The organism is Microbispora sp. CL1-1, from assembly GCF_012034195.1.
Classification (GTDB): domain Bacteria; phylum Actinomycetota; class Actinomycetes; order Streptosporangiales; family Streptosporangiaceae; genus Microbispora.
Genome location: NZ_JAATEK010000065.1, coordinates 1 through 25,662 on the forward strand (window position 1 = coordinate 1; position 25,662 = coordinate 25,662).

Here is a 25,662-nt window from a genome sequence, read left to right on the forward strand (position 1 = left end):
CTCCTTCTGCCCGGCCGGCGCGTCCGTGAGCGCCAGGAACACCTCGTCCAGCGTCGGGCGGCGCAGCCCCAGGTCCTCCACGCCGACACCGGCGGCGTCGAGGGCCGCGGCGACCCTGACCAGGGAGGCGGCGCCGTCCGAGACGGGCACGGAGAGCCGCCGTCCGGGGGCGTCGATCTCGGGCTCGCCGGGCAGCACGCCGCGTACGGCCTCGACGCCGGGAGCCAGGTCCGCGGCCTCGCGGAAGGCCACGCTCACCCGGTCGCCGCCCACCTTCGCCTTGAGTTCGGACGGCGACCCGGCCGCGACCACCCGCCCGGCGTCCATGACGGCGATCCGGTCGGCCAGGTGGTCGGCCTCGTCGAGGTACTGCGTGGTGAGCAGCAGGGTCGTTCCCTCGGCGACGAGCCGGCGCAGCACGTCCCACAGCGCGAGGCGGCTGCGCGGGTCGAGGCCGGTGGTCGGCTCGTCCATGAACAGCACCGGCGGGCTGACGATCAGGCCGGCGGCCAGGTCGAGCCTGCGGCGCATGCCGCCCGAATAGGTCCGCACCGGACGGTTCGCCGCCTCGGCCAGGCCGAACCGCTCCAGCAGCTCCTCGGCCCTCTGCCGGGCCGTACGGCGGGGCAGGTGATAGAGCCGGCCGAACAGCTCCAGGTTGCGGCGGCCGGTCAGCAGCTCGTCGAGCGCGGCGTGCTGGCCCACCAGGCCGATGCGGTAGCGGAGCCGTTCGGAGTCCGCGACCACGTCGCAGCCGGCCACCCGGGCCGAGCCGCCGTCCGGGCGCATGAGCGTGGTGAGGATGCGGACCATCGTCGTCTTTCCGGCGCCGTTGGGCCCGAGCAGGCCGCACACCGAGCCGCGCGGCACGTCGAGGTCGACGCCTCGCAGCGCCTCGCGGGTGCCGAACCGCTTGCGTACTCCTTCCGCATGGATCACGGCATCTCCTTAACGCAGTTAAATTTAACAACGTTAAGGATGCATTGAACGCCGTTAAGCTGTCAACCGTGGCACTCGAACGCGACACGATCGTCAGGACCGCCATCCGGCTGCTCGACGAGGTGGGGCTGGAGAAGCTGACCCTGCGCAGGCTCGCGACCGAGCTGGGCGTGCAGGCCCCCGCCCTCTACTGGCATTTCAAGAACAAGCAGGAGCTCCTGGACGCGATGGCCGAGGCGATCTCCGTACAGGAGCCGTTGCGGCCGCTCGCCGAGGGGGAGTCGTGGGAGGAATGGCTGGCGGAGTGGTGCAGGGGCCAGCGCCGCGTGTTCAAGTCGCACCGCGACACCGCGCGCCTCACCGCCGGCACCCACCCCGGCACGGCCACGCTGCGGACCGTCGAGACCATCCTGGAGTCGCTGCAACGCGTGGGATTCACCCGTACGGACGCGATGTGGGGTCTCGGCACGCTCGCGAGCTTCCTCGGCGGATTCGTCCTGGAGGAGCAGGCCGACCAGGAACGGGGCATGCTGAATCCGGCCCTGTTCGCGGAGGCATTGGAGGGCCTCGCGCCGTACCCGAACGTGCGCGCCGTCATGGCCGAGACCAAGGGCCCGCAGACGGACGCGTCCTTCGAGCACGGCATGGCGCTGATCCTGTCCGGAATGCGGGCCCGCCTGGAGACCCGGTAACCGGAACGCCGAGTCCTGGCAACCAAAGCAGTCGCAACTTCGGGTAGTCAGGAAGGGATGGAGAACTCGCGGTTGAGGGCGTACGCCCGCAGGACCTTCGGCAGCCGGCCCGCCCGGGTGTCCGCTCGTGTGCTCGCGGTCCTGCTGGTGGCGGTGGTCGGCGGATGGCTCGGGATGACGTTCGGCGCCAAGGTGGACACACCGGTCGGGCCTGCCGACGTCGGGATGTCCCTGGCTCCGTCGTGGAGCGGGGAGACCGTCATCGACGTACGGCCTCTCGGGACGCTCAGCTTCAACAGCCACGACGCCCCGCTGCGGCTCGACCTGACGATCGAGGCGGTCCACCCGGAGGTCGCGGAGGAGATCCTCAAGAACCCCCGGTGGGCCGACCGGCTGCCGACGACCATCGAGGCCGACGTCATCGCCGGGCTGCGCAGCCTCGTCGTGCGCGCGGCGCTGTTCGCCGTCGTCTTCGGGTTCATCACCGGCCTGGTCGTCTTCCGGCGGCTGTCGCGGGCGGCCTGGACCGCGGCGGGCTCGCTGGTGATGGTCGCCGTCCTCGGCGGCGTCTCCGCGCTGACCTTCAACCCCCGCTCGATCGCCGAGCCCCGGTATACCGGGCTGCTCACGGGCGTGCCGTCCCTGGTCGGCAGCGCCGAGTCGATCGTGACCAAGTTCTCCGAATATCGCGGCCAGCTCGCCAAGCTGGTGACCAACGTGTCCCAGCTGTACGAGGCGGGGTCGACCCTGCCCATCTTCGATCCCGACCCGGGCACCATCCGCGTGCTGCACGTCTCCGACCTGCACATCAACCCGCTGGGCTGGAACGTGATCAAGTCGCTGAAGGACCAGTTCAAGGTCGACTTCATCGTGGACACCGGCGACATCAGCGACCACGGGACGAAGGCCGAGAACGAGTTCGTGAAGGAGATCGGGACGCTCGGCGTGCCGTACGTCTATGTGCGCGGCAATCACGACTCCCTGACGACCCAGCGGGCGGTCGCCAAGCAGAAGAACGCGATCGTGCTGGACGGCGCCGCGGCCACCGTCAAGGGGCTGACCGTCTACGGCATCGGCGACCCGAGGTTCACCCCCGACAAGTCCGTGCAGGCGGAGGGCGACGAGAGCAAGACCCTTCTCGACCTCGGCCGGGCCAACGCGGCCAAGCTGGCGCCGCGCGAGTGGCCCCGGCCCGCCTCCACCTCGGCCCCCGACAAGATCGCCGCCGACATCGCGGCCGTCCATGACCCGACCGTGGGCCGCGGCCTGTCCGGGTATGTCCCGCTCGTGCTGAGCGGGCACGTCCACGCGCGGTCCACCGAGCTGCTGCCCTCGGGCACCCGGTTGATGATCCAGGGATCCACCGGAGGCGCCGGCCTGCGCGGCCTTGAACACGACGAGCCGACCCCGCTGACCGCCTCGGTGCTCTACTTCAACAAGAGCAGCCACCGCCTGGAGGCCTGGGACGACATCACGGTCGGCGGCCTGGGCGAGCAGTGGATCCAGTGTGAGCGTCATATCGAGCCGGACCCTGGTCGTACAATTTTTCCCGAGTCACCGCAGGCACCGCCGTCGCCGACGGCAACCGGCAGCGGCTCACCGTCGCCGGTCGCTTTGGCATCAGGGGCAAACGTCCCCTATGCTTCAGGGGTCTCCGACGGAAGGCGTCACGGAACAGGGCGGAAGCCTTGAGCCCCCATCGTCTAGCGGCCTAGGACACCGCCCTTTCAAGGCGGCGGCACGGGTTCGAATCCCGTTGGGGGCACGTGGAGCGCGTCGGGCGCGCCGGATGACGGAAGGTCGAAGACCTCCCGGAAGCTGGTAAGCTAGGCGAGCCGAACAACACGGGGAAGCGAAAGCCCCCCCGGACATAAAGGTCCTGTAGAGCAGTTTGGAGTGCTCGCCACCCTGTCAAGGTGGAGGTCGCGGGTTCAAGTCCCGTCAGGACCGCGTACGGCGGCAGCCGCCGGAGGTCAGGTAGCTCAGTTGGTACGAGCGTCCGCCTGAAAAGCGGAAGGTCGGCAGTTCGACCCTGCCCCTGACCACCATCTTTGAACAGCCCAAACGCCCCGAGCCCATCATGGCCGGGGCGTTCTTGTTGAGCGTTGACGACAAGACTGACGACAATGTGGCTCTCGTCCTTGGCGTTGACAGTTGCTGGCCGGGCCGACCCCGACCTCCTGCGCGAACGCGTCCTCCTCGCCGTCCTGTTCGGCCTCGTGGGATGGGCCCATCTCCAGGAACGCCGCGACGCCCTCGCCATGGCAAGCGTCTCCTGAGTCAGATTCCAGACGCCATTACTCGAGCTCGTAACGTTTTCGTGACCGGTGGAGACGATCACGTCGACGACGGAAGCCTTTCAGTCGGATCTTCAATCGTCTGTGAGTCATGGCGGTCCTCGCCGTACTGAGTCGCGCCCCTGGGCTCCTGGTAAGACAAGAAGTACCGCGCTCTGCCTGGTGAGAAGGTGTTTCACGGTTTCATGGCAAGTGGAGGCCGTGCGCCTCTGGATCGGACACCCTGATCGTCGCGACTATTGCTGATGTACCGTGATCCCAGAGGATCGCTCTCGATCCGGAAAAGAAGGTTCCACCATGGATGCCGTAATGATCCTCTCCGCAATTATCAGCGGAATCTTCGGGCTGTGGAAGGCCATCGAGTACGCGAATGCATCACGCAGGCGGTCCCGTGCCATCACGCGGAGCGCGGCCATTCTGGGTGCGGCGGCCGTCGCAAGCGCCGCGATCGCCAGCAAGAACAAGAAGAACAGCACAAACTGACAGGAGGCGAAGTCGCCGGCCTGATTCAGGTGCCGATGCCTCCCATGCCAGGCGCCGTACGCCGGTGGAGAGCCTGAGCTTCGAATTCGACGACTGAAGGAAACCATGCCTGACTAACAGCGCATATTGCAGACGGCAGGTGAACTTTTTCAAGCCGGTAGCTACATGGTCACCGTGGACCGCTGGTTGAAGATGGACGACAATTCGGCCATCGACGCGATTGACGCGTTCGTCAGCACCTCCTCGGTAGCCGACGTCGACAACATGGATGCCGTTCTTTTTCACGTGGCGGTCGGCAGCACCGCTTCGTCCGACAAGGCGCGCCTAATCCGCTTCTACACGATCTTCAAAGTAGCCGAGCTGGTGAGGTTCGAACAGTTCCGTGGTTTCCCTGCTTATGAGGAATAGCAGTCAGCGTAGGAACGGGGGTGCCGGCGCGCGTCGGGCTCGATGACTCACGCGCGCCAGCGGAGCGGGCTTTTGTGCTTCATCGGCCGATGCCGGAGACTGGCCTCGTCCGGCATACTGGCCAGGTGGCTTCATCCGCCCAGCCGGTCAAGCAGGCGGGGCCGATTGATTGCCCACACAACGGAGATCAATTGGGTGTAGTTCGCGAACATCCTGCGAGCGGGCGCCTCCGTTAGTATTTTCCGCAGCCGACGACCCTGCAATTTCGCGGCATCCGCATAGACCTCGAACATGGCGAGCGACGCCATCTCGCTGTACTCCTGCCAGCCGAAGGATTCGTCCACAGGTCTGGCGTGCACCTGCTCGGCCCACGTCGGGTCACGCAGATAACGCGCCAAATCGATCGGCAGCCGGCCCATCGAGCCGTATCCGTCGCGGATCTGACGCAATTTCCACGGAGGTCGAATGCCGCCGATTGGGCCGAGGATCGGGAGATGTCCGCGGGGTGCCCCGAGTGAGAACTGCGCTTCGGCATAGAAGATCCAGCGATTCGTCCGCCAGCCGACTGCGGAGCCGTAGGCGATCAGGTCGCCGGCGGCCTGCCGGAGTGCGTCACGCTGCGGAGTAAAGCCGAATCGTCCATCGCTGCGATGTCTCCAGAGCAGGTCGATCGAGCGGACGTCGTCGCGGGCGAGTCCGTCGACCTGGTCCGGCTCGATCAAGTGCGCACGTGAGGTGTTCGGATCACCGCCCGCGGCAGCCCAGAGCAGGCTTGCGGTCTCCCTGTCGGCCTCCTCCCAGCGCCTGGACGCCAACAGGTCGTCGAGGACCTGAAAATTCAACCTTCGTGAGGTACCCGACGGCAACTGAACAGGCCCGGATTGCGGCTGAACACGGGTGATCTCATAAATCTCGCGTAGCTCGTCGACAAGGTGGGCGCAGTCTCGATGACCGAATTTGGTGCGATAAGGGATCGTCTGGCGTTTACTCAGTTCCTTCAGATCGTCGGGCAACTGCTCGGCGGTGGGTAACGGTGTGTTATTGAGCAGAATCGGGATCACGCGGATCCCGGCGGCGAGCGACAGCGCCACCTCGGTGCGCACCCAGTCACCGGGCACGTCGATGCGTCGCCCGCCGGAATCGGTCACGCCCGCCCAACGCGGGCCGATGATCACGAGCAGCACGCAAGCCCGGTTGAGCGCGTCATAAAGGACCTTGTCGAAGGCCATTCCTGGGGGAATCGACCGTCCGGAACGAAATACGTAGTCGTCTCCGAACTGTCTGCGGAGCTCCCCGTCAATGTGGTCGGCGAGCACGTCGCCGTCGCCGTTGCGGAAACTGATGAAGATCAGATCTCGGCTCACCGGGGCTCCAGCAGGGATGGCAGTTCCGACCAGAGTTCCGCTACGGCCGAGTGCGCCCGGCGGCGTCGGATAAGGGAGACGAAGGACTTCAGGTCGGTCCTGACGGTCGCGGAGTCGACGATACGGATCTCGTGGAGCACGCCGGCCACCACTGCGCAGGCCTGCGTGGTGGCGCCGCTGTCGGCCAGTGCGAGCGCCTGCCGAACCGCGAACCTGACCCGGGAGCGGCGGGAGGGCCCGGCCGCCGTCGCGGGGCTCGACCGGTCGAAGAGCTCCGCGGCCTCTTCGGGACGGCCAAGGTCGTGCAGGCACCAGCCACGGATCAGGTGATTCATGAGATCGACGGAAACCGACGTGCCGAGCGGCCGGCTGGTGTCCACCACACCTTCGCGGCCGGCCCGCTCCCACAGGATGTCCGCATGATCGAGCGCCGCCGCGCAGCGGTTGTTCTCACCTGCCAGCGCGTAGCCTTGAGCCTCCCGCAGGGCCGCGAGCCAGCGTACGCGCGGGGAGAGGTCGTGCGCGGCGCGCACACGCGCGGCCAGCCTGACGGTCGCGCCCGGCTGCCCCTCGTAGAGGGTCACGAGCGCGCGTCGAACATCGGCGTACTCGGCCAGCTCGTGGTCCTCGCCTTCCACGGCGAGTTCCACCGCACGATCGGTCCACCAGAGGGCCGCGTTGTCATCGCCCACTTCCTGAGCCATCCACCCGGTGAACTCGGCTGTCCGCGCGGCCAGCCTGAGCAGGGCCGCGCGGGACCGTCCGCGAGTCAGCGGCAGCGCGGCACGCAGCGTATGAACCTGAGCGATCGCCACTGGCAGGACAGCCGCTGGGGAAGTGGTCTGCCCGAGTCGCATGGTCGCGTCCAGTAGCGCGGATTGTGCTTCCACGTCACCCGGGGCCTCCAGATAGCCGGGCACGGCCTTTAACCGCAGGCGGATCGAGTCGTCGGGCATGTTCGTCCCGAACCCACCGTCGCCGTCCGCGGTGAACCGGATCGCCCATTCCGGTCCGAAAGGCGGCGTAGCCGCGTCGTTCGAGCGGGACGACACAGGCATCGCGGCGAGGGCGATGAGTCCACCCTCGGCCTTCAACGCGGCATCGCAACGGCGCGCGAGCCCAGGCGTCGGCTGCTGGCGACCGGATTCAATCTTGGAGAGGTGGCTCTTGCTGTATCCGGTCCGTGTGGCGAGTTCCGTCAAGGACAACCCGCTGAGGATCCTGCGACGACGTAGCTCATCACCGAACGACGAAACGGTCATAAGCCCTTTCCTGGAATTCGTTACGCAAAGCGCCAGTAATTATAAACTGTCACGAAAAACTGCCGTCCTCAAATGCTATAGCTCTCTCTCGCTTCGTGCCATGACAAGGTGATGTCGGAGCGGCGAACTCCGCATTTGATGATCAAGCCGCCATCTCGCGCGTACGAGCCATGGCGGCTGCACGTCTGCGTCGGTCGACCAATTCTCGTAGAGCGGCGTTGACCGTGTCTTTCTTGGAAGAAGTGCCGAGCAGCTTCGCGGCCTCGGTCAGAGCCTCGTCATCGAGGTCGAACGGGGTCTTGGTCACGGACACCGCCTCGCTCGTATATGAATCCAGATCGCCGACCGGCGAGAGTTTCCAGCGGCACGATCTCTGCTTGCCTGGGCGTACGGGCTAGCCTGATGTGAGCGACGGCGAGCTGGGTGACTGTTATACGTGAGAAGGGGAAGGCCGGCAGTTCGACCCTGCCCCTGACCAGCACCATTGAACAGCCCAAACGTCCCGAGCGGTCACGCTCCGCGGCGTTTTTGACTTTACTATCGTTCGCATGGAGCTGTGGGAGCGTTCCGGGGCGCTGGATCTCCTCGGCGACCTTCTGCGTGAGAGCGCCCGCGGCGGTCGCGTGGCGGTGGTGGCCGGCGAGGCCGGGATCGGCAAGTCCGTGCTCGTGACCGAGTTCGTCCGGCGATGCGGGCCGGCGGCATGGGCGCTCTGGGGAGGCTGCGACCGGTTGATCACTCCACGGGCCCTTGGTCCCCTGCACGACATCGGCCGCCAGACCAGAGGTGTCCTGGCCAAGCGGCTGAACGCCGGCGCCGCGCAGGAGGAGCTCTTCACGGCGTTTCTGGACGAGATCTCCGGTCCGCCGCAGCGCGCGCGCCCGGTCGTTGTCGTGGAGGACGCCCACTGGGCTGACGAGGCCACACTCGACTGGCTGATCTGGTCGGGCCGACGGATCGGTCGAATCCCGGTCCTGCTCGTGGTGACCTACCGTGACGATGAGGTGGGTGTCGAGCACCCGCTGCGGGGCGCCCTTGCGACCCTGCCCGGCGCGATCACGCGACGCGTGTCACTGTCGCCGCTGTCACGGGAGTGCGTGGCGAATCAGGCATACCGGACCGGGCGGGTCCGGAGCTGGTCTATCGGTTGTCCGGCGGCAACCCGTTGCTGGTGACCGAACTGTTGAAGGCGGAGGGGCGGGCGGTGCCGGCCACCGTGCAGGACTTTGTCCTGGACCGGCTGCGGCTGTTGCCGCGGCCCGCCCGGGAGCTGGCCCATCTGGTGTCGGTGATCCCGACTCGCGCCGACGCCGCTGTCGTGGCGGGAGTGCCGGACCTGGTCGACATATGCGTCGACGCCGGGGTGCTCGTGCCGTCCGGTGTCGGTGTGTCGTACCGTCACGAGTTGCTGCGGAGTGCGGTGGAGGACGCGCTGCCGCCCGCGCGCCGCGCCGCGCTGCACCGGCGGGTGCTGGGCGTGCTGGCCGGGGTCCCCGAGGTCGACCCGGGCCGCTTGGTTCACCACGCTACCCAAGCGGGGGACGAGGCCGCGGTCCTGCGGTACGGGCAGGTGGCGGGGGCCGGCGCTGCCCGGCAGGGCGCCCATCGAGAGGCGACGGCGCACTATCGGTCAGCGGCCCTGTACGCAGATCGGCTACCGGCCCAGCAGCAGGCCGAGCTGCTGGAGGCCTACGCGTTCCAGGCGTACCTGGCCGGGCTGGCCGAGGAGGGATTGCGGGCCAGGTGGGCGGCGCTGGCCGCACGGGATAATCTGCGGCAACCCGAGCAGGTCGGTGAGAACCTGCGCTGGATCTCTCGGTTGGCCTGGTGGGCGGGGAACGCGGGGCAGGCCTGGGAGGCGGCCGCGCGGGCGATCACAGTTCTCGAGACCGAGTTGCCGGGCCGGCAACTGGCCATGGCCTACAGCAACCGGTCCCAGTTGCACATGCTTGCGGGCGAGCGGGAGGCGGCGGTCTCGTGGGGAGAGCGGGCGCGAACCCTGGCCGTTCGGCTGGGGGATGTAGAGACCTCCGTCCACGCTGAGATCAACGTGAGCACCGCCCGGCTCACGGGCGGTGACGAAACCGCGGTCGCGGCGCTGGGGGAGGTGCACGAGCGCGCCTCAGCCCTCGGGCTGGCCGATCACGCCGCCCGGGCACTCGTCAACCTGGCGACCTCGCTGGTGCAACTGGCCGAGTACGAAGCCGCCGCACCGGCGGTCGAACATGCGCTGGCGTACGCCACCCAACAGGACCTCGACGGCTACGTCCAGTACCTGCTCGGGGTGCGAGCGGGGGTGCGGCTGGTGCGGTGTGACTGGGCAGGCGCTCTGGCCGATGCGGACGCGGCACTGGATCGGCAGGTCCGAGCCGGGGTCGCCGTGGTTCCCGCGCTGCTGGCGCGGGGCCGGATTCAGGCGGCCCGTGGCGAACGCGAGGCGCGGGTCACGCTCGACGAGGCCGCCCGCCAGGCCGAACGCACCGGTGAGGTGCAGCGGGTCTGCCCGGTGGCGGCGGCCCGCTCGGAGTACTTCCTGCTGTACGGCGATGCCAAGCGTGCCGCCGAGGAGGCCCGACACGGCCTGGACCTGGCCGTCAGGGCGAACCATTCGGTGTACATCGGGGAGCTGGCCTATCGGTTGTGGCGGGCCGGAGATACCGGGCTGCCCGGTGCGGGGGCCCGGTCGTACCAGATGATGATCGACGAAGACTGGGCCGGCGCGGCTGCGGAGTGGGCGCGGCGCGGGGCCGCGTATATGCGTGTCGAGGCACTGGCGGGCGGTGATCAGGGCGCTGCGGCCGAAGCCTTGCGGGTCCTGGACGAGCTGGGGGCCACGCGGGTGGCGGTGCGGTTGCGGGCGGAGCTGAGAAGGCGCGGTTTCACTCACGTGCCGCGTGGCCCTCGCCGGACGACGGCCGCCAACCCCGGCGGCCTTACGCTGCGCCAGGCGGAGGTGCTCGCGCTGCTGGCCGAAGGGCTGTCGAATGCCGAGATAGCCGGGCGCCTGTCGTTGTCGGTCAAGACCGTCGACCACCACGTTTCCGCGGTGCTGGACAAGCTCGGTGTGGCCAACCGGGGTCAGGCGGTTGCTGCAGCGCACCGGCTGAACCTAGTCCGGAAGCCCGCAAAATAGGGAATTCTCCCCAATCGCGGATCGTCGCGAGGACCTACCGTTCTGCGCTGAGATGCCGTCCCAAGGGGGAGACATGAGTTATCTCAGCACGCCTGGCGAATCACCCCTTTACGAAGCTGAGCGGCCCGCCCTGGGATACGTGCCCAACTATCTGAGGGTGCTGGCGCTGCGGCCTGAGGTCTATCACGCATGGCTGCGGCTCGGGGAGGCGGTCAGGGCCGGTATGGATCCGCGTCGGTACGAACTGGTCACCCTGACGGCCGCCCGCCGCCTCGGTTCCACGTACTGCGGTCTCGCGCACGCGGCCGCGCTGCTTGAGCGGTTCTACGATGACGTGGCCCTGCGGGCGATCATGGCTGACCATCACGATGCGGGGCTGGCGCCGGTGGATGTAGCGGCCATGGACTTCGCGGACCGCGTCGCCGCCGATCCCGCCGGCGTGACTGAGGGGGACATCGCGGTCCTGCGCGGGCACGGCCTGGCCGATGCCGACATCTTCCAGATCGTCCTCGCCGTCTGTCTGCGCCGGTTCTTCAGCGGCCTCCTGTCCGCGGTCGGCGCCGTCCCCGATCCGGTCTTCCGCGAGCTGCCCCCAGGTGTCCGTGCGGCCGTCGGGGCAACCGATGAGGCCTTTTCACGCCAGCGGGGCGACGCAGGTGGCTCGTAGCTCAATCCGCTCTGGATGTCCCGATGACCTCCACCAACCGTCCCCAGCGCCGAGCGGGCAGGTTCGTCGACGGTGTGGTGGACCGCTACCCGCTCCCTGACTCACTGGCACCGATACATGCTCTCGACGAAGGACAAGAAGAAGATCATGGCCGGAAAAGCTGTCATCAGCCTGACAACCGGACTGGAGGACCCTGAGCGGGTAACTGTGGCGTTCCTGGTCGCGCTCGGCGCGGCCGAGCAGGGCCGTCCCACGCTCATGTTCCTTACCAAGGAAGCAACCCGGCTGGCCATGGACGGCGTCGCCACCACAGTCGCATGTGACGGCTGTCCCACCTGTCGATGTTGTCCCGGCCACAGGCCGTGGTGAGCGTCATCGCCGCCGCCACGTCCGCCCGCTGAACCGGCACGCGGCCCCGCACGACTTCATGATGCTCCTCGAGGCCGCCCTGACCTACGGAAAGGCGAACCCATGACCACCACAGAACAGCCCGTCGTCGTCCTCGTCCACGGTGCCTTCGCCGAGTCGGCGAGCTGGAACCGCGTTATCCAGCGTCTGCACGGCCGCGGGCTGACCACTGTCGCGGCGGGCAACCCGCTGCGCAGCGTGGAGGGAGACGCCGCCTACGTGCGCGACGTGATCGCCGGCATCGGACGGCCGGTCGTCCTGGTCGGCCATTCCTATGGCGGCATGGTGATCAGCCAGGTGGCGTCCGGCAACGACGCCGACGAGGCCGCCCTGATGGCGGCGACCCAGCGGCCGGTAACCGAACGGGCGCTGACCGACAGGCTGACGGTGAGCGAGCCGGGCTGGCGTGCCAAGCCGTCCTGGTTCGTCCACGGTGATCGCGATCTCAACATCCCGGCCGGGGCGCTGAGGTTTATGGCCGAACGCGCCGGCTCGCGCGGAACCCATGAGATCGAGGGTGCCTCCCACGCCGTCGGGGCGTCCCAGCCCGAAGCCGTGACCGCAGCGGTCTTCGACGCCGTCGGCCACGTACAGGGGGACTCGGACCCGTGGGCGATCATGGCGAAATGACAGCGGCGCTGGCCCGAACGTCCAGAGCCGAAAAGATCGTGAGTCCGCATGACGAAGCCCCGGGCTCCGTGAGGAGCCCGGGGCCGGATGCCGTCAGAGCACGGGCCACGCCTCGGCGTGCCCGGCGGTGGCGGTGTGAAGCGTCGCTCAGATGGGCCGGACCTGCTCGGCCTGCGGGCCCTTGGCGCCCTGGCCAGCGGTGTACTCGACCCGCTGGTTCTCGTCCAGCGAGCGGTAGCCGCCGGCGTCGATGGCCGAGTAGTGGACGAAGACGTCCGCGGAGCCGTCGTCGGGGGCGATGAAGCCGAAGCCCTTTTCGGCGTTGAACCACTTCACGGTTCCCTGAGCCATGCTGCTTTCTCCTTGATTAGACGATCTCGAGAGCCACGGGTGTGGTCCTCGGGCTGCTGCGACCGACCGCCTTGGGAAAGCCTCGGCTCCGTACGGTAACGCTCGCTGTCAGTAACTCAGCAAGCGCTTCAACGCATACTGGGACTTCGACACAACCTGTACTCCGACACTACACGCCGCGACGTGGTTCCCGCGCCATTCTCTCGAGAAACCCCGTACGCGGGCATGTCGGGGAGCGGTCCGGAACGGGGACACCGCGAGGATGAACCAAGGTGAGGGCCCTTACGTGGTGTGAAGCATGAGACTGAGAATGATTCTGCTGCTGGCGGTGATGGCGCTGACCGCGGCCTGTGGAGGAGTGGAACCGGACACGTCGGCGGCCGCCGTGGCCGACGACGGGCCGGCGCAGCCGGTCGCCGTGTTGGGCGCGGAAGGCGGGTTCGTCACCGCGACCATGAACGTGCTGCGTCCGCCGAGGGTGGTGTTGTACGGCGACGGGCTGGTGATCGTTGACGCGAGCAAGCAGATGACGCTCACGGATGCCGAGGCGGGCGAGGTGGTCACGCGGCTGGAGAATGACCTGGCCGGGCAGCCGCCGACCGCGACGCCGAAGCCGGGTGCGCCGTCGGTGACGGACCTGCCGGACACCGTCCTCGGCGTACGGGGGAAGGACGGGAAGATGCTGGAGGTCCGGGTTCCGGCTCTGCAGCAGCTCGCGGACTTCTACCCCAAAGAGCTGATGGACGCGAAGAAGACGATGGAGGACCTGGCGACCCGGGCCGCCGAGGAGGGCGCCGACTACGCCGGCACCCGCGTCCGGGTGGTCGCCGAAGGGGCCGAGTCGGCGGAGGGCAAGCCGTCGCCGTGGCCCCAGGGCGTTCCGGAGCCTTCGGGCACGATCGACCCGGTCTGGCAGAAGGACGTCGAGGGCGCGGCGGCGAGCGCGATCACCAAGGCGGTTCCCGCCGGGCAGGAGTACGGCCGGTCGCTCTTCACGACCGGCTCGGGGAAGATCTTCGTGCTGTCGTGGCGCTACCTGCTGCCCCACGAGCAGTCCCCGGCCCTCCCGGCAGAAGGCTGAAAGCCACGGATCCCCGCGACGATCGTCGCGGGGATCCGGGTCGCCGTTCTAGCGGGAACGCGGGTGCGGCAACTGGAGCGTCGCGACGACGCCCGCGTGGTCGGACGGCCACAGCCCCGACGGCGTACGGTCCCTCTGCTCCTCACCGACACGGTGAATGTCCTTTACGCGGAAGTCCCCGCGGAACAGGACCAGGTCGATGCGGAAGGTCAGGGAGGAGACCGGGTTGCGCAGGTCGGGCGCCTGACAGCAGGTGGGGCCGGAATCGGTGGGGTGCTTCACGCGCCAGGCGTCGGTGAACCCCGAATCGAGCAGGAACTGGTACGTCGGGAACGTCGGGTTCTGCGGGTCGTTGGCCGTGGTGTTGAAGTCACCGGCGAGCACCACCGGAAGCTTCGTGTTCGTCGCGGCCGCGATCAGCTCCTGCGCCTGCGTGCGCTGCGTGATGAACGGCGGTGTCGGTTCGAGGTGCGTCGTGACGAACCGGAAGATGCGGCCGCCGATGGTGGCGTCGACCGACGCCCAGCCGCTACGGCTGGCGAAGGGGCCGAGGGGCGTCGGGAACACCCGGTCGACCACGTACGGCTGCACCTGGATGTTCGACACCTTGACCGGCCTGCCCGGGTCGACCCTGGCGATGATCAGGTCGCGCACGCTGATGCGTACGTCGAAACCGAGGGTGGTCGGGGCCTCGGCGTCCTGCTCGGGCATGATCGCCATGGCCTCGTAGTGCAGCCCGAGCCGGTCGAGCGCGGCGAGGAGCGACTTGAGCTGGTCCGAGCTGACATTCGTCGCGGGCGGACTCCCGGTGCGTATGATGTCGGCCTCTTGCAGGGCGACGAGGTCGGGCTTGTCCCGGGCGATCTCCCGGGCCACCGCGGCGGCGCGCTCAGCCGGTTGGGACGCCAGGATCTGCCGGTACGCCAGTGTCACCGCCGCTTTGAACTGGTCCAGTGTCTGTGCTTGGGCAAGAGGCAGCAGGTCGGCACCCACATACATGTTCTGCGTCATGACGCGGATGTCCGATTTGCTGCCGCCGTCCGCGAGCGCGTTCGCGCCGGTCGGAAACGCCGTGACGCCGACGAGCATGATCGTCAGTAGGGCGCGAGCGAGCGCATAGGGCGGGCGCGACCTGGTGAGCCGGATGTGCTTCATATGGCCTCTCTCATCGGCACTGGGCCTGCTGCGCCGGTGACGACCACCGGATCTTCCTGGGCATGGGAATGCGCGCGTGCGCGATCATGGAATCTCCCCGGGCCGCTCATGCGGTCTCCCGGCGGGCCCGCGGTGTGAATCTAGTCAGTGAACTTTTCGGCGCCGTACGGCGACGCGCCCGGCTCGCCTGCCCGGCCGTTAGTTTGGGCCGTTCATGGACTCCGCTTGTGTTCCTCGTCGGCCGGACACGATCAGTAGCGAAGCGGTCACCTGGTGCATACGGTCACCAACGGTGACGTCCCGGCAACATGGACGGCGTACTGGGCGGGGGACAACCCGGACACTCCCGGCACCTACGTCTTCGGCGCGCCGGCGGAGTAGCCGGCACCGGCCCCACCCTCTGCCGCCGGCTCGCGGCGTGTCACAGATGACGTTTCTGTCCTGTCTTGTCGGCGGACCGGAACTCTCTGTTGACCAGGAGGTGCGTAGTGGATGCCGCGAGAGTGCCCGACTTGGCGGGCAAGGTGGCCGTGGTGACGGGCGGCAGCGACGGGCTTGGTCTCGGCTTGGCCATGAAACTGGCCCAAGCCGGGGCCGAGGTCGTGCTGCCGGTCCGAAATCCCGACAAGGGCACCGCCGCCGTCAAGAAGATCAATGAGGTGGTGCCGGAGGCCACCGTCTCCACGCGTGAGCTCGACCTGGCCTCGCTGGAATCGATTGCGGCACTCGCCGCCACCCTTCGGCGCGAGGCCCGCCCGATCGACATTCTGATCAACAACGCCGGGGTGATGGCCCCCGCCGCCCGGCAGACGACCGTCGACGGCCTGGAGTTGCAGTTCGGCACCAACCACATCGGCCACATGGCGCTCGTGGCACGGCTCCTGCCGCTGCTGCGCCTGCGCGGGGCCCGGGTAACCACGATGTCCAGCAGCGCCGCCCGCTCCGCCGCCGTCGACTGGGCCGACCTGCAGAGCGAACGGAAATACTCGCCGGTCCGCTCGTACGGGCAGTCGAAGCTGGCCAATCTCCTCTTCGGGCTCGAACTCGACCGGCGGAGCAAGGCCGGCGGATGGGGCATCGTCAGCAACGTCGCGCACCCCGGCACGACCCTGACCAATCTCTACGCGTCCGGCCCCAACCTGGGCCGCACCCGCCCCGCGCCCTACGAGAGGCTCATGAAGCTGCTCCTCCGGCTGGGCCTGTTCGTGCAGACGGTCGACGCCGGGCTGCGACCGGCCCTGTACGCGGCCACGAGCCCGCAGGCGCGGGGCGGCCGGTTCTACGGCCCCGACGGCTTCGGCCAGTTCACCGGCGGGCCGACGGAGCTGCCCCTCTACAAATCGGTCCAGGTCGAGCGCGACGCGGCCCGGCTGTGGACCGTCTCCGAGCAACTGGCCCACGTCGAGTTCCCCACCTGAGCGCGGGCCGGCGTACGCGCCCGCGACGAGACGGGCGGGTCAGCTCGCGGCGGACAACGGAGCGATCTTGGCGGGGTTCATCAGCCACAGCACCTGGTCGATGCCCTCCTCGGAGGCGTTCACGGTGAGGACCGTGAACAGCTCGCCGTCGTGGCGCAGCAGAGCCGCCGGCTGCCCGTTGACGTCGGCCCATTCCACTTCGACCCCGGCCCAGAACCGGCTCGCGAACGCCCTGATGAACTTCGCGACCCGGAACGCGCCGACCACCGGGAAGCGCGCGGCCCGTACGGCGCCGCCGCCGTCGGAGTAGCTGATCACGTCCGCGGCGAGGAGCTCTTCCAGCTTGGCGAGGTCGCCGACGCGGGCGGCGGCGACGAAGGCGGTGAGCAGTCTGCGCTGTTCGTCCCGGGTCACCGGGTTCCGGCGCTCGGAGACGATGCGTTTGCGCGCCCTGCTGACGAGCTGCCGCACCGCGGCCTCGCTCGCCTCGATGATCTCGGCGATCCGCCGGTAGGGATAGTCGAACGCCTCTCGCAACACGTACGCCGCGCGTTCGGTGGGCGAGAGCTTCTCCAGCAGGAGCAGGACCGCGAAGCTCAGGGCTTCGCCCCGCTCGGCGCCGAGGTGGGGATCGTTGCCGGTGTCGACGGGTTCGGGGAGCCACGGGCCGACGTACGTCTCGCGGCGAACGCGAGCCGACTGGAGGGCGTTGATGGCCAGGCGCGTGGTCACGGTCGCCAGGAACGCCCCCGGATCGGCCACGGTGTCGCGGTCGTACGCCTGCCAGCGCAGCCAGACGTCCTGTAACAGATCTTCCGCCTCGGTGGCGCTGCTCAGGATGCGGTAGGCGATGCCGAACAGGCGTGGCCGCAGGCTCTCGAAGGTGGCCGCCGCCTCGTCGAGGTCTTCGGTCCCGCCGCGACGGCTCTCCGTGCGGATATCCCTCATGGTGCTGGCCCCGTTCCGCCGGCGGATGGACCTTTCCAGCCTTTCACCCGCCGTCCGGGCGCTCTGACCGGGGACCACGGTTCGCGACGGGCCGTGCCGGCCAAGCCACACCCGGGTGTCGCCGTGCCCGGGATCTATCTTGGACGGCTCCGATCTCCACGGGCATTCCCGTGCGACTTTCGTTTCTTTCAGGGAATTTAACGGCGAAATGATTGACGGCTCTTCGATTCCCAGTGGTGGGAGGCCGGGATTCGGCGCTCGCGTTTATCGATCCCGGGCACGGGGACGGTTGCCCTCGTAATCGCCCATATCGGGCGAGTCGACGGATCCAGGAGGTCGACATGACTGGATACCTGCCGTATCGCGATGGCGCTCCCGCTGCCCGGATCGGCGGCGTACGCGGCTGGCAGGCGGACATTCTCCGCGGCGAGTCGTAACCGAGTGAATCGAGGTGCTGCGGCGTGAACGGGCCGCAGTGCCTCGACCTGTCACGGCACCCATTGAAGGCGGCACCCACGTTGAAGGCGGCATCCATTGAAGGCGGGGGGATTTCATGGCGCGATTTCTCTACCCTGCCGCTCGGCGCAGCGACCTCGTGGAGAATCTGTTCGGAATCCCGGTGTCCGACCCTTATCGGTGGCTGGAAAACGGCGACGACGCGTGCGTACGCGACTGGGCGGCGGCCCAGGATCGCCTGTTCCTGGCGTGCCGCGAGCAATGGCGTGACAGGCGATCATGGACGTCTCTGATGGACCAGGTGTCCTCCTTCGGGGTGTCGGAACCCCCGATCGTGCGGGGCTCGCTCATGTTCCTCGCCGAGCAACTCCGCGGGGACGAGCAGCGGCGCCTGCTCGTCGTCGACGGCACGGGCGGCAGGCGGGTGCTGGTCGATCCGGTGGACGTCGATCCGTCGGGGCACACCGGGCTGTACGCCTGGTGGCCGTCCCGCGAGGGCGAACGCGTCGCCGTCCAGATGGAGGTCGCCGAGCAACCCGGCAGCGACATCATCGTGCTGGACGTGCGGACCGGCGACGTGGTGGACGGGCCGTTGCCGCGCGCCCGCAACACCTCGCTCGCCTGGCTGCCGGGAGGGGACGCCTTCTACTACGTCAGCCGGGTCCCCGACGAGGAGCTCGCCCCCGGCGACCTGCGGCTGCACCGGCGGGTGCGGTTGCACCGGATCGGTACGCCCTGGCAGGACGACACGGTGGTGTTCGGCGGCGAGGACGCCCCCGACCACTATTACGGGCTCACGGTCAGCACGGACGGACGTCATCTGGCCGTCACGGCGACGGCCGGGCCCGCCGCGCACAACGACGTGTACGTGGCGGAGCTCGCCGACCCGGCGGCCCCGCGTTTCGTCAGGGTCGTGGACGGCCAGGCCATCGGTGCCCGCGTCCTTCCCCGCTTCCTCGCGGACGGCGCCCTGCTGCTCGTCACCGACTACGAGGCTCCGTGCGGCCGCGTCTGCGTGGCGGACCGGCCCGACCACGGCCCGGACGCCTGGCGCACGCTGATAGCCGAGGACCCCGAGGCTCCCCTCGACGAGTGCGTCGTGCTGGACGGCCCGGCGCTCGCGCGGCCCCTCCTGCTGGTGGCGCGCGCCCGCCACGGCATCTCCGCCCTGACGCTGCACGACCTGGCCGACGGCAGGCAACTCGCCCGGCTGCCCGTGCCGGGCGCGGGCGTGGTGTCGTCCCTGCGCACGAGCGTCCCCCACGGCCATCGGGCGTGGTTCACATACTGCGATGTGACCACGCCGCCCGTCGTCTATCGCCACGACGCCGTACGCGGGGTGACGGAGCCGGAGACGGGCGCCGCCACGGCGGGGCGTACGCCCGGGATCCGCAGCCGCGACGTGCGCTGCCGCGCCGCGGACGGCACCGAGATCACGCTGTTCCTGTTCACACCGGAGGAGGAGCACCAGGGGCCGCGGCCCACCCTCCTGTACGGCTACGGCAGCTTCGGCATGCCGATGCGCCCGTGGTTCTTCCCCCTGGCGGCCGCGTGGGTCGGCGCGGGCGGCACGTACGCGGTCGCGTGCGTACGCGGAGGCGGCGAGGAGGGCCGGCGCTGGCACGACGCCGGGCGCGGGCCGCACAAGCACCGCGCGATAAGCGACTTCAACGACGCCGCGGCCTGGCTTGTCGAGACCGGCATGACCACCCCCGGCCAACTGGCGATATACGGGCAGTCGGCCGGTGGTCTCCTGGTCACCGCCGCCGCCGTACGGCGACCGGACCTGTACGCCGCGGTCGTCGCGGAAGGCCCGCTCTGCGACATGGTGCGCTACGAACGATGGGGCCTGGGCTGCACGTGGACCGACGAGTTCGGCAGCGCCGCGCGGCCCGAGCAGCTCGAATGGCTTCTGGCGTACTCGCCGTACCACCACGTCAGGCCCGGAGTCCGCTATCCGGCCTTCCTCTTCACCGGCGCGGTGACCGATCTGCAGACGGGGGAGGCCCATGTCACCAAGATGTGCGCGGCCCTCCAGCACGCCACCGGCGGCGACCGGCCGATCCTCATGCGCCGGGAACCCGACACCGCCCACGCCGCCGCGCCCGCGAGCAAGGAACGCGCCCTGAGCGCGGACATCCTGGCCTTCGCCGCCGAACACACCGGCCTGTCACCGGAGAGGACGGCCACACCTCTGCGCGAGGCCGCCGCGGAACCGCTCTGAGACGCCTCGCCGGCTGTTCCTGCGTGAGCGGTCTATTCCTGCGTGAGCGGTGTGGCGGAGTGCGCCGGCCCGTGGGGGAGTGCGGTCCTCCGGCGGCGCCGTACGGCCAGAGCCGCGACGACGAGCCCGCAGACGACCAGGAGAGCGAGCAGCGGCGCCCACGGCAGCGTCCACACGCCCGCGGTGCCGTCCACGGCGGCGAGCGGGGCGATCGATCCCGCCGCGTCGGTGAGCAGGGGGACGAGGGTGACCGTTCCGGTCAGCCGCAGCGCGGGAGTCACCCCCTTCACCGGCACGGAGACCTTCCAGGTGTCGCCCGGGAGCAACTGGGGCGAGTCGTCGATGTGTCCCGCGCGGGCCTCCCAGTGCCCGAACGGTCCGGCCACGGACACCGTCTGACGAGCGGCGAGGATGCTGTTGCCGGTGTTGCGGATCGTGTAGGTGACGGTGGCGTCGCCCGTGTCGAGCGGATTGGACGTGCCGGAATAGCGCACCTGCAGGTTCTCCACCGACAGGCTCGGGTGCAGCTCTCCGCCCACGCGCAGGCGGATCCGGATGCCGAGACGCTGCCCGGCCGCCGCTCCGGCGTCGGCCGGTGAGGTGACGATGCCGCCCATGTATTCGCCGGGCGCGGCGTCGCCGGGGAGCGCGACCGTGAACGGCACCTCGGCGGTCTTACCGGGAGGAATGGTGACGTCGGGGCGGTCCGTGCGGATCCACGCGCCCACGCCGGTCTGCTTCGCGTCCTTGCCGCGCAGGTCGAGCCGGCCCTGCCCGGTGGTGAACGCGTCCGCGGCGTACACGTCGAGGTGGAGCGGCGTCGTGCCGTTGTTGGCGACGACGATCCCGTCGTCGAGCCGCCCGCCCGGGTCGAGCGTGTAGCTGTAGTCGGGCCGGTCGGATCCGAAGTCGTTGGACGCCGTCGCGACGGTCCAGGAGACCTCGCCGTCCGCCGCCGCGGCGGGGCCCGTCCCCGCTGCGAACAGGCCGGACGCGGCGAGCAGCGCCACGACGACGGCCCGGGCGATGGAGCGTGCTGCGGTTGTTGTACGGGGTCGTGACGGCTGCATCAGATCGATCCTCGGATGGGTTGGGGAAGCGGCGGAGAGGGCGATGGGTCGTGGGGTGGGCACCTGCTCGGTGCCCACCCACCCGGGAGCGGGGCCGTCCGCTCATCGCGTCGGGCCCCCGCGTCGCCCCCGGTCGTCGTCTACTACTGGAGCCAGTCGGCCCCGGGGCCGGGCTTTCCGGGCTCGGGCTTGCCGGGCTCGGGCTTGCCGGGCTCGGGCTTGCCGGGTCCGGGCTTGCCGGGCTCGGGCTTGCCGGGTCCGGGCTTGCCGGGCTCGGGCTTGCCGGGCTCGGGCTTGCCGTTCGTGTGGATCACGACCTTGTCGACGAGGGAGCCGACCCCGGGAGCGGCGCTCGCGCCGTTGTCCGGGCCGCACCACTCCACGTTGCCGAGCTCCACCGCGGCGTTGGGGGCGGCGCAGGTGCCGCTGCGGAGGTTCTCGACGACGAGCTTGTCGCCGCGCACCTGGACCCGCACGTACGTGCGGACGTGCTCCTGGTTCTCGACCGAGTTGGCCCAGTGGTTCTTGGGGTTCAGCGGGTCGGGACCGTAGTTCGGGTCCTTGGTCGTGTTCGGAGCGGTGAGGTCGTAGTACTTCGACCCCGACGCCGAGTTCGCCGTCACGTAGATGACGCCGCCCGGGCCCTTGAACACCTCGGTGTCGCCGGGGCGCTCGTCCGGGTTCGCCTTCTGGCCGTTCTTGATCACGTAGCTGCGGGAGTAGCTGTGGTCGTGACCCTGCAGGACCAGGTCGACGCCGAGGTTCGAGAAGGCCGTCGGGAAGTCCTTACGGCGCTGCTGGTTGTCACCGTCGTTGGCGTGGTCGGCCGGCGAGTAGATCGAGTGGTGGTAGATCAGCACGATGTGCTTGGCGTCGCGGCCGTGCTTGTTGACCACGTCGGTGACGTAGTTGATGTGCGCGGCGTCGGACCCGTTGGCGTACGCGTTGCTGTTCAGGTCGATGAACAGGATGTTCTTGTACGTGAACCAGTAGTCGCCGCCCGAGCGGGTGGCCGCGTCGCCGTTGTAGTACGGCGTGGAACGGTCGGTGTTCGGCGTCCAGAAGTGCTGCTCGTACGCCTTGCCGCCGACGTCGTGGTTGCCGATGGTGGCGACCCACGGATACTGGCGAAGCTTGTCGGGGGCGAGGAACGCGTTCCACTGCGTCTCGTTGTTGGCGCTCTCGATCTGGTCGCCGCCCGAGACCAGCAGCTCGGCCTTCGGGTTGGCGGAGAGGGCGACGTTCAGGGTGTCGGCCCAGCCGGCGCCGTCCTTCGCCGTGTTGCCCGACGAGCCGATCTGCGGGTCGCCGAAGAACAGGAAGTCGAAGTCGTTGCCGTTGAAGTTCTGGGTCGTGAAGGAGTACGTCGGGGACCAGGCGCCCGGGGTGCCGACGCGGTAGGAGTACTCCGTGTTCTGCTTCAGGCCGTCGATCGTGGCGTGCCCGTTGTAGCCGCCGTTGACGGTGTTCGCCGTCACGGTGGCCGGGAAGGTGACGGAGTTCTTGGGGAACTCGCCGCGCACGAGGTTCTTGGTCGGCGCGACCTGGACCACCTGGGCGGTGCCCTCCGAGGCGTACCACGACACGACCCGCTGCGCCTGGTCGGCGCCCACGCCGAGGACGATGCCGCTGACCGTCGTGGTGGGGTCGGCGTGGGCCGCGGTCACGAGGCCGCCGCCGAGCACGGCGGTGGCGCTCAGGGCCGCCGCGGCGGCGGTGACGGCCGCCCGGCGGAGGACGAGCCCGGGGTTGTTGGTCCCCTTGTCGAGCTTCATGCTTTTCCATCCGTGTGGGGGAATTCGAGCGATTTGCACGATTGCGAGATTGGGTGTCGCGCTGGTGAACGCAGGGCGGGCGAACCGTTGCGCCTGATCGAAGATGTGATGCGATCTCAGGTTCCGAGAACGCGTTGCACGAACCAGACCAGGCCCATCGCGGACACGCCCGCCGCGATCGCCCCGGTCGTCCACAGTCCGGCGATCGGCCGGCGGCGACGCAGTACGGCGAGCAGCGGGAAGACCGCCACAATGATCGTCAGCTGGACGACCTCGATGCCCACGTTGAAGACGAGCAGCGACCACAGGAGCGTCCACGACCAGGCCTGCTGGATGCCCAGCGCCGAGGCGAACCCCAGGCCGTGCACGAGGCCGAAGCAGAAGACCACCGCGAGCCGGGTCCAGCCCGCGCGGTCGAGGTTGAAGTGGCCGTGACCTGCCGTCTCCAGGTCGGTGGCGTGCGACCGGCGCCGCCAGAGGCGCCACAGGTGCCAGCCCGCGACGACCGCGATCGAGAGGGCGATGACGGGCTCGACGAACGACGCGGGCACCTCCACCAGGCCGAGGGCGGCGAAGACGAAGGTCACCGAGTGGGCCAGCGTGAAGGTGGTCGCCGCGAGCACGATCTCGCGCAGGCGGCGTGACCCCGCGATGAGCGCCAGCAGGAACAGGATGTGATCGAGCCCGCCGAGCAGGTGCTCGGCGCCGAGCCGGAAGAACTGCCAGAACCGCTCGAACCAGGACTGCTGCGTGGAGAACGACCGGTGCTGGGCGTCGAGGGCCGTGCTTCCGGACGTCAGGTCGAGGTCGTAGGTGACGATCGTCTTGCTGTCGCGCACGTACCCCTCGGAGCCGGCGAACAGCGCGCTGCGCACCTCGTGCGCGTCGGCGGACTCCGGGCACCGGTAGTCGAGGACCAGCCGGGCGTACGGGACGCCTTCGCGCCGCCCGATCGTGAAGCCGCCGTCCTTGACGGGAGTGCACGCCGTGCCCCCGGCCGTGACGCCGAAGCGCTGGGTGACGTACGCGACGACCGAGCGCGAGTGGGCCTCGAGCGCGGCGGCCTGCTGTGCCGCGTCGTCGGCGTCGAACGCCGCGGTGCCCTCCTTGAAGAGCGGGTCGTCCTTCTCGTAGTCGGCGGCGGAGACGACGAGCAGGTCATACTCCAGGTCGAGTTCGGTGCGCACGTGCCCGGCCTGGGGCGAGACGAGGTTGACGTACACCGTCGAGGTGAACCCGTGAGCGAGGGCGGGCACGCTGCCCAGCAGCGTGGAGAGGGCGCTGAACAGGACGCCCACGGCTGCGGCGGCGAGGACAGCACAGACACGACGCCGAGCGGCGGGGGACATATAGCTCCTTTTCGGCTTTGGTGTACGAAATCTGCTCGATGGAAATGAACGAGCGGTATCTCGTGAAAGAACCGTCGAGGAACCACGCCTGGCGGAGACGTCCCGGGCACCGGAAGGCCGCGAATCATGCGGTAGGAAGTAGGCGCACTTCCCGGCGCTCCGAAGGACGATCCCCATGCGCTCTCGGCTTCTGCCTGCCTGCACACTGGCCGCGGCAGTCGCGACCGCCGTGCTGGCCGGCGGATGCGGCTCCGGCGACGACTGGTCCCGGCCGCACGCGAAGCCCACCCCTGTCGGCACCCCCGGCCCGGGCTTCTTCCCGTCCGCGTCCCCCGCCCCGGAGGCCACGATCACGCCCCGGCCCGGCTCCTGGAACGGGGTGCATCCGCCGGAGGGCTACCGTGTGGTGCTGCTCACCGCGGGGGAGGACCGCCAGACCACGACGCTGGCGAACGCGGTGAAGGCGTGGGCCGACGAGGAAGGCGTCAGCCTCAGAACCCTCACGGCCACCCGGCCGGACCGGTACATCGCGACCATCACCGAGGCGATCGGCATGAAGCCCGACCTCATCGTGAGCGCCGGCGACGCCCTCATCGACCCCCTGGCCCTGGTCACCGCCAACCACCTCGGCCAGCAGTTCCTTGTGGTCGGCGCGGAACTGGCCGAGCCCACGGAGAACGTCACCGCCGCCGACTGGGCCGGTGCGTCTTTCCGGGGCGAGGGGCTCGGCATGTCCTCCACGTACGACGCCGCGAGCTTCACCCCCGAGCGCGCCGCGCGCGCGATCCGGGCGGGTGCCGCGGCCGTGCTCAACGGCATGACCGGCATCGTGATCTGGCTCGACTGATCCCTTCGGCTCGCTGACGAATGTGCCGATGGCCGGCACCTTGTAGAGCACTTTCCGTTTCACAAGGGCCGTGATCGCTTACGTACAGTCGTTCGGGCCAGGCCCGCATCAAGGCCGGCGCCATGCGGGCCAGTGCCGCGTAGTTCACCGCAGCGCGCAGTTCAGCGCAGCGCGCAGTTCGGCATAGCGCAGTTCGGCGTAGCGCAGTCCACGACCGGGCGTCCACCACGGCGCGGTCCAGCACGGCGTAGTCCACCACGGCGCAGTCCACGACCGGGCGTCTAGCACGGCGCAGCCCACCCTCCCGTAGCTCGCCACCGCGCGGCCAGGCCAGCACCGCGCGGGCCAGTGACATTTGGGCCAGTGCCGCTTGGGCCCGTGCCGCGTGCGGCGCCGGACGTGGGCTCAGCGGCGCGGCGGCGGGTGGGGTGCCTGAACGGGATGCGGGGAACGGTTTCTCCCTTGAACGGTGCCAGGGCCGAAGCGCCCTCAAGTCGTCAAAAGGGCGGTGTCTCGAGGTCGCGCAGGATGAGACTTGCTCCCGATTCGTCCTGTGATGTGCCGTTGTCCTGTGCTTCCCTGCCGCGGCTGCCCGCGTCGGCTGTCTGCTTTGTTGTCTGCCTGGTCGCTGGTCGTGTCGGGCCTTCTGCCGTTGGGGATGGGGGAGGGCATGGTGGGGCCATGGTCGTGTCTGGTGCTCCGGGG

The 25,662-nt window shown here is 69.1% G+C and carries 24 protein-coding genes and 3 tRNA genes; 17 read left to right on the plus strand and 10 right to left on the minus strand.

Features of this window, described 5'->3' with window-relative positions; genetic code table 11:
- The coding region (locus tag HCK04_RS38165; protein ID WP_142652382.1) for an ATP-binding cassette domain-containing protein at nucleotides 1–939 on the minus strand (939 nt) is incomplete at its 3' end.
- A 68-nt stretch (nucleotides 940–1,007) separates the two neighbouring features.
- Here HCK04_RS38165 and HCK04_RS38170 point away from each other — a divergent pair.
- The 8 genes from HCK04_RS38170 (at nucleotide 1,008) to HCK04_RS38200 (ending at nucleotide 4,819) form a co-directional block, all read left to right on the plus strand.
- On the plus strand, nucleotides 1,008–1,631 hold the full coding sequence (locus HCK04_RS38170) for a TetR/AcrR family transcriptional regulator C-terminal domain-containing protein (protein WP_168066599.1): 624 nt from the start codon (nucleotides 1,008–1,010) through the stop codon (nucleotides 1,629–1,631).
- 57 nt (nucleotides 1,632–1,688) lie between these two features.
- Nucleotides 1,689–3,323, plus strand: a complete 1,635-nt coding sequence (locus tag HCK04_RS38175; protein ID WP_142652386.1) for a metallophosphoesterase — start codon at nucleotides 1,689–1,691, stop codon at nucleotides 3,321–3,323.
- Nucleotides 3,324–3,396: transfer RNA gene (locus HCK04_RS38180), tRNA-Glu, on the plus strand. It abuts the gene before it with no gap.
- Between the two features lie 110 nt (nucleotides 3,397–3,506).
- Nucleotides 3,507–3,581: transfer RNA gene (locus tag HCK04_RS38185), tRNA-Asp, on the plus strand.
- A gap of 21 nt (nucleotides 3,582–3,602) precedes the next feature.
- A tRNA-Phe gene (locus HCK04_RS38190) sits at nucleotides 3,603–3,679 on the plus strand.
- A gap of 99 nt (nucleotides 3,680–3,778) precedes the next feature.
- On the plus strand, nucleotides 3,779–3,910 hold the full coding sequence (locus HCK04_RS43965) for a hypothetical protein (RefSeq protein WP_260617551.1): 132 nt from the start codon (nucleotides 3,779–3,781) through the stop codon (nucleotides 3,908–3,910).
- A gap of 315 nt (nucleotides 3,911–4,225) precedes the next feature.
- Nucleotides 4,226–4,411: a hypothetical protein gene (locus tag HCK04_RS38195; protein ID WP_142652388.1), complete on the plus strand. Its 186-nt coding sequence runs from the start codon at nucleotides 4,226–4,228 to the stop codon at nucleotides 4,409–4,411.
- A gap of 165 nt (nucleotides 4,412–4,576) precedes the next feature.
- A complete protein-coding gene (locus tag HCK04_RS38200; RefSeq protein WP_142652390.1) occupies nucleotides 4,577–4,819 on the plus strand; it encodes a hypothetical protein in 243 nt (80 codons plus the stop codon).
- A gap of 131 nt (nucleotides 4,820–4,950) precedes the next feature.
- Here HCK04_RS38200 and HCK04_RS38205 read toward each other — a convergent pair whose 3' ends face one another.
- The 3 genes from HCK04_RS38205 to HCK04_RS43970 all read right to left on the minus strand — a co-directional run bounded on the left by HCK04_RS38205 (nucleotide 4,951) and on the right by HCK04_RS43970 (nucleotide 7,752).
- Complete coding sequence (locus tag HCK04_RS38205; RefSeq protein WP_142652392.1) at nucleotides 4,951–6,183, minus strand: GUN4 domain-containing protein; 1,233 nt, start codon at nucleotides 6,181–6,183, stop codon at nucleotides 4,951–4,953.
- Nucleotides 6,180–7,445, minus strand: coding sequence for a helix-turn-helix transcriptional regulator (locus HCK04_RS38210; RefSeq protein WP_142652394.1), 1,266 nt, complete (start codon nucleotides 7,443–7,445; stop codon nucleotides 6,180–6,182). Before HCK04_RS38210 ends, HCK04_RS38205 begins: the two co-directional genes overlap by 4 nt.
- Nucleotides 7,446–7,587: 142 nt before the next feature.
- Complete coding sequence (locus tag HCK04_RS43970; RefSeq protein ID WP_142652396.1) at nucleotides 7,588–7,752, minus strand: type II toxin-antitoxin system VapB family antitoxin; 165 nt, start codon at nucleotides 7,750–7,752, stop codon at nucleotides 7,588–7,590.
- Nucleotides 7,753–7,993: 241 nt separating this feature from the next.
- Here HCK04_RS43970 and HCK04_RS38220 point away from each other — a divergent pair, with 241 nt between their 5' ends.
- From HCK04_RS38220 to HCK04_RS38240, 5 genes are all read left to right on the plus strand, one after another.
- The gene (locus HCK04_RS38220) at nucleotides 7,994–8,620 is read left to right on the plus strand and encodes an AAA family ATPase (RefSeq protein WP_142652398.1); all 627 of its coding nucleotides are present in this window, start codon (nucleotides 7,994–7,996) and stop codon (nucleotides 8,618–8,620) included.
- Entirely contained in the window at nucleotides 8,617–10,578 is a 1,962-nt protein-coding gene (locus tag HCK04_RS43215) for a LuxR family transcriptional regulator (protein ID WP_260617552.1), read from the plus strand. The genes HCK04_RS38220 and HCK04_RS43215 overlap by 4 nt, the downstream gene beginning before the upstream one ends.
- 73 nt (nucleotides 10,579–10,651) lie before the next feature.
- Complete coding sequence (locus HCK04_RS38230) at nucleotides 10,652–11,245, plus strand: carboxymuconolactone decarboxylase family protein (RefSeq protein WP_142652400.1); 594 nt, start codon at nucleotides 10,652–10,654, stop codon at nucleotides 11,243–11,245.
- 117 nt (nucleotides 11,246–11,362) lie between these two features.
- Complete coding sequence (locus HCK04_RS38235) at nucleotides 11,363–11,614, plus strand: hypothetical protein (RefSeq protein ID WP_205831221.1); 252 nt, start codon at nucleotides 11,363–11,365, stop codon at nucleotides 11,612–11,614.
- 102 nt (nucleotides 11,615–11,716) lie between these two features.
- Entirely contained in the window at nucleotides 11,717–12,283 is a 567-nt protein-coding gene (locus HCK04_RS38240; protein WP_142652402.1) for an alpha/beta fold hydrolase, read from the plus strand.
- 147 nt (nucleotides 12,284–12,430) lie between these two features.
- Here HCK04_RS38240 and HCK04_RS38245 read toward each other — a convergent pair whose 3' ends face one another.
- Nucleotides 12,431–12,634 (minus strand): cold-shock protein, encoded by a 204-nt coding sequence (locus HCK04_RS38245; RefSeq protein ID WP_142652404.1) that lies wholly within the window; start codon nucleotides 12,632–12,634, stop codon nucleotides 12,431–12,433.
- A gap of 298 nt (nucleotides 12,635–12,932) precedes the next feature.
- Here HCK04_RS38245 and HCK04_RS38250 point away from each other — a divergent pair, with 298 nt between their 5' ends.
- On the plus strand, nucleotides 12,933–13,715 hold the full coding sequence (locus HCK04_RS38250; RefSeq protein ID WP_142652406.1) for a hypothetical protein: 783 nt from the start codon (nucleotides 12,933–12,935) through the stop codon (nucleotides 13,713–13,715).
- Between the two features lie 48 nt (nucleotides 13,716–13,763).
- Here HCK04_RS38250 and HCK04_RS38255 read toward each other — a convergent pair whose 3' ends face one another.
- Entirely contained in the window at nucleotides 13,764–14,870 is a 1,107-nt protein-coding gene (locus HCK04_RS38255) for an endonuclease/exonuclease/phosphatase family protein (RefSeq protein WP_142652408.1), read from the minus strand.
- Between the two features lie 488 nt (nucleotides 14,871–15,358).
- On the opposite strand from HCK04_RS38255, the gene HCK04_RS38260 reads away from it, so the two are divergent.
- Entirely contained in the window at nucleotides 15,359–16,288 is a 930-nt protein-coding gene (locus HCK04_RS38260) for an SDR family oxidoreductase (protein ID WP_221890034.1), read from the plus strand.
- Nucleotides 16,289–16,327: 39 nt separating this feature from the next.
- Here HCK04_RS38260 and HCK04_RS38265 read toward each other — a convergent pair whose 3' ends face one another.
- Complete coding sequence (locus HCK04_RS38265; protein WP_142652410.1) at nucleotides 16,328–17,236, minus strand: RNA polymerase sigma-70 factor; 909 nt, start codon at nucleotides 17,234–17,236, stop codon at nucleotides 16,328–16,330.
- 553 nt (nucleotides 17,237–17,789) lie between these two features.
- Here HCK04_RS38265 and HCK04_RS38270 point away from each other — a divergent pair.
- A complete protein-coding gene (locus HCK04_RS38270) occupies nucleotides 17,790–19,916 on the plus strand; it encodes a prolyl oligopeptidase family serine peptidase (RefSeq protein WP_142652412.1) in 2,127 nt (708 codons plus the stop codon).
- 32 nt (nucleotides 19,917–19,948) lie between these two features.
- On the opposite strand, the gene HCK04_RS38275 is transcribed toward HCK04_RS38270, so the two are convergent.
- The 3 genes from HCK04_RS38275 to HCK04_RS38285 all read right to left on the minus strand — a co-directional run bounded on the left by HCK04_RS38275 (nucleotide 19,949) and on the right by HCK04_RS38285 (nucleotide 24,110).
- Nucleotides 19,949–20,986 carry a DUF916 domain-containing protein gene (locus tag HCK04_RS38275; RefSeq protein WP_142652414.1) on the minus strand — a complete coding sequence of 346 codons (1,038 nt, stop codon included), beginning with the start codon at nucleotides 20,984–20,986 and terminating at the stop codon, nucleotides 19,949–19,951.
- 143 nt (nucleotides 20,987–21,129) lie between these two features.
- Nucleotides 21,130–22,761 (minus strand): metallophosphoesterase family protein, encoded by a 1,632-nt coding sequence (locus tag HCK04_RS38280; protein WP_142652416.1) that lies wholly within the window; start codon nucleotides 22,759–22,761, stop codon nucleotides 21,130–21,132.
- A 116-nt stretch (nucleotides 22,762–22,877) separates the two neighbouring features.
- Nucleotides 22,878–24,110: a HupE/UreJ family protein gene (locus HCK04_RS38285; RefSeq protein ID WP_142652418.1), complete on the minus strand. Its 1,233-nt coding sequence runs from the start codon at nucleotides 24,108–24,110 to the stop codon at nucleotides 22,878–22,880.
- Between the two features lie 175 nt (nucleotides 24,111–24,285).
- Here HCK04_RS38285 and HCK04_RS38290 point away from each other — a divergent pair, with 175 nt between their 5' ends.
- The gene (locus HCK04_RS38290; RefSeq protein ID WP_185949111.1) at nucleotides 24,286–24,957 is read left to right on the plus strand and encodes a hypothetical protein; all 672 of its coding nucleotides are present in this window, start codon (nucleotides 24,286–24,288) and stop codon (nucleotides 24,955–24,957) included.
- Nucleotides 24,958–25,662 lie beyond the last annotated feature (705 nt).

Excerpts from the sequence above, each read along its gene's own strand:
- HCK04_RS38275 (WP_142652414.1), bottom strand. The coding sequence starts at position 20,986 with ATGCAGCCGTCACGACCCCGTACAACAACCGCAGCACGCTCCATCGCC.
- HCK04_RS38230 (WP_142652400.1), top strand. The coding sequence starts at position 10,652 with ATGAGTTATCTCAGCACGCCTGGCGAATCACCCCTTTACGAAGCTGAG.
- HCK04_RS38245 (WP_142652404.1), bottom strand. The coding sequence starts at position 12,634 with ATGGCTCAGGGAACCGTGAAGTGGTTCAACGCCGAAAAGGGCTTCGGC.
- HCK04_RS38210 (WP_142652394.1), bottom strand. The coding sequence starts at position 7,445 with ATGACCGTTTCGTCGTTCGGTGATGAGCTACGTCGTCGCAGGATCCTC.
- HCK04_RS38195 (WP_142652388.1), top strand. The coding sequence starts at position 4,226 with ATGGATGCCGTAATGATCCTCTCCGCAATTATCAGCGGAATCTTCGGG.
- HCK04_RS38200 (WP_142652390.1), top strand. The coding sequence starts at position 4,577 with ATGGTCACCGTGGACCGCTGGTTGAAGATGGACGACAATTCGGCCATC.
- HCK04_RS38220 (WP_142652398.1), top strand. The coding sequence starts at position 7,994 with ATGGAGCTGTGGGAGCGTTCCGGGGCGCTGGATCTCCTCGGCGACCTT.
- HCK04_RS38270 (WP_142652412.1), top strand. The coding sequence starts at position 17,790 with ATGGCGCGATTTCTCTACCCTGCCGCTCGGCGCAGCGACCTCGTGGAG.
- HCK04_RS38290 (WP_185949111.1), top strand. The coding sequence starts at position 24,286 with ATGCGCTCTCGGCTTCTGCCTGCCTGCACACTGGCCGCGGCAGTCGCG.
- HCK04_RS38175 (WP_142652386.1), top strand. The coding sequence starts at position 1,689 with ATGGAGAACTCGCGGTTGAGGGCGTACGCCCGCAGGACCTTCGGCAGC.
- HCK04_RS38285 (WP_142652418.1), bottom strand. The coding sequence starts at position 24,110 with ATGTCCCCCGCCGCTCGGCGTCGTGTCTGTGCTGTCCTCGCCGCCGCA.
- HCK04_RS38250 (WP_142652406.1), top strand. The coding sequence starts at position 12,933 with ATGAGACTGAGAATGATTCTGCTGCTGGCGGTGATGGCGCTGACCGCG.
- HCK04_RS38255 (WP_142652408.1), bottom strand. The coding sequence starts at position 14,870 with ATGAAGCACATCCGGCTCACCAGGTCGCGCCCGCCCTATGCGCTCGCT.
- HCK04_RS38240 (WP_142652402.1), top strand. The coding sequence starts at position 11,717 with ATGACCACCACAGAACAGCCCGTCGTCGTCCTCGTCCACGGTGCCTTC.
- HCK04_RS38265 (WP_142652410.1), bottom strand. The coding sequence starts at position 17,236 with ATGAGGGATATCCGCACGGAGAGCCGTCGCGGCGGGACCGAAGACCTC.
- HCK04_RS38280 (WP_142652416.1), bottom strand. The coding sequence starts at position 22,761 with ATGAAGCTCGACAAGGGGACCAACAACCCCGGGCTCGTCCTCCGCCGG.
- HCK04_RS38235 (WP_205831221.1), top strand. The coding sequence starts at position 11,363 with ATGCTCTCGACGAAGGACAAGAAGAAGATCATGGCCGGAAAAGCTGTC.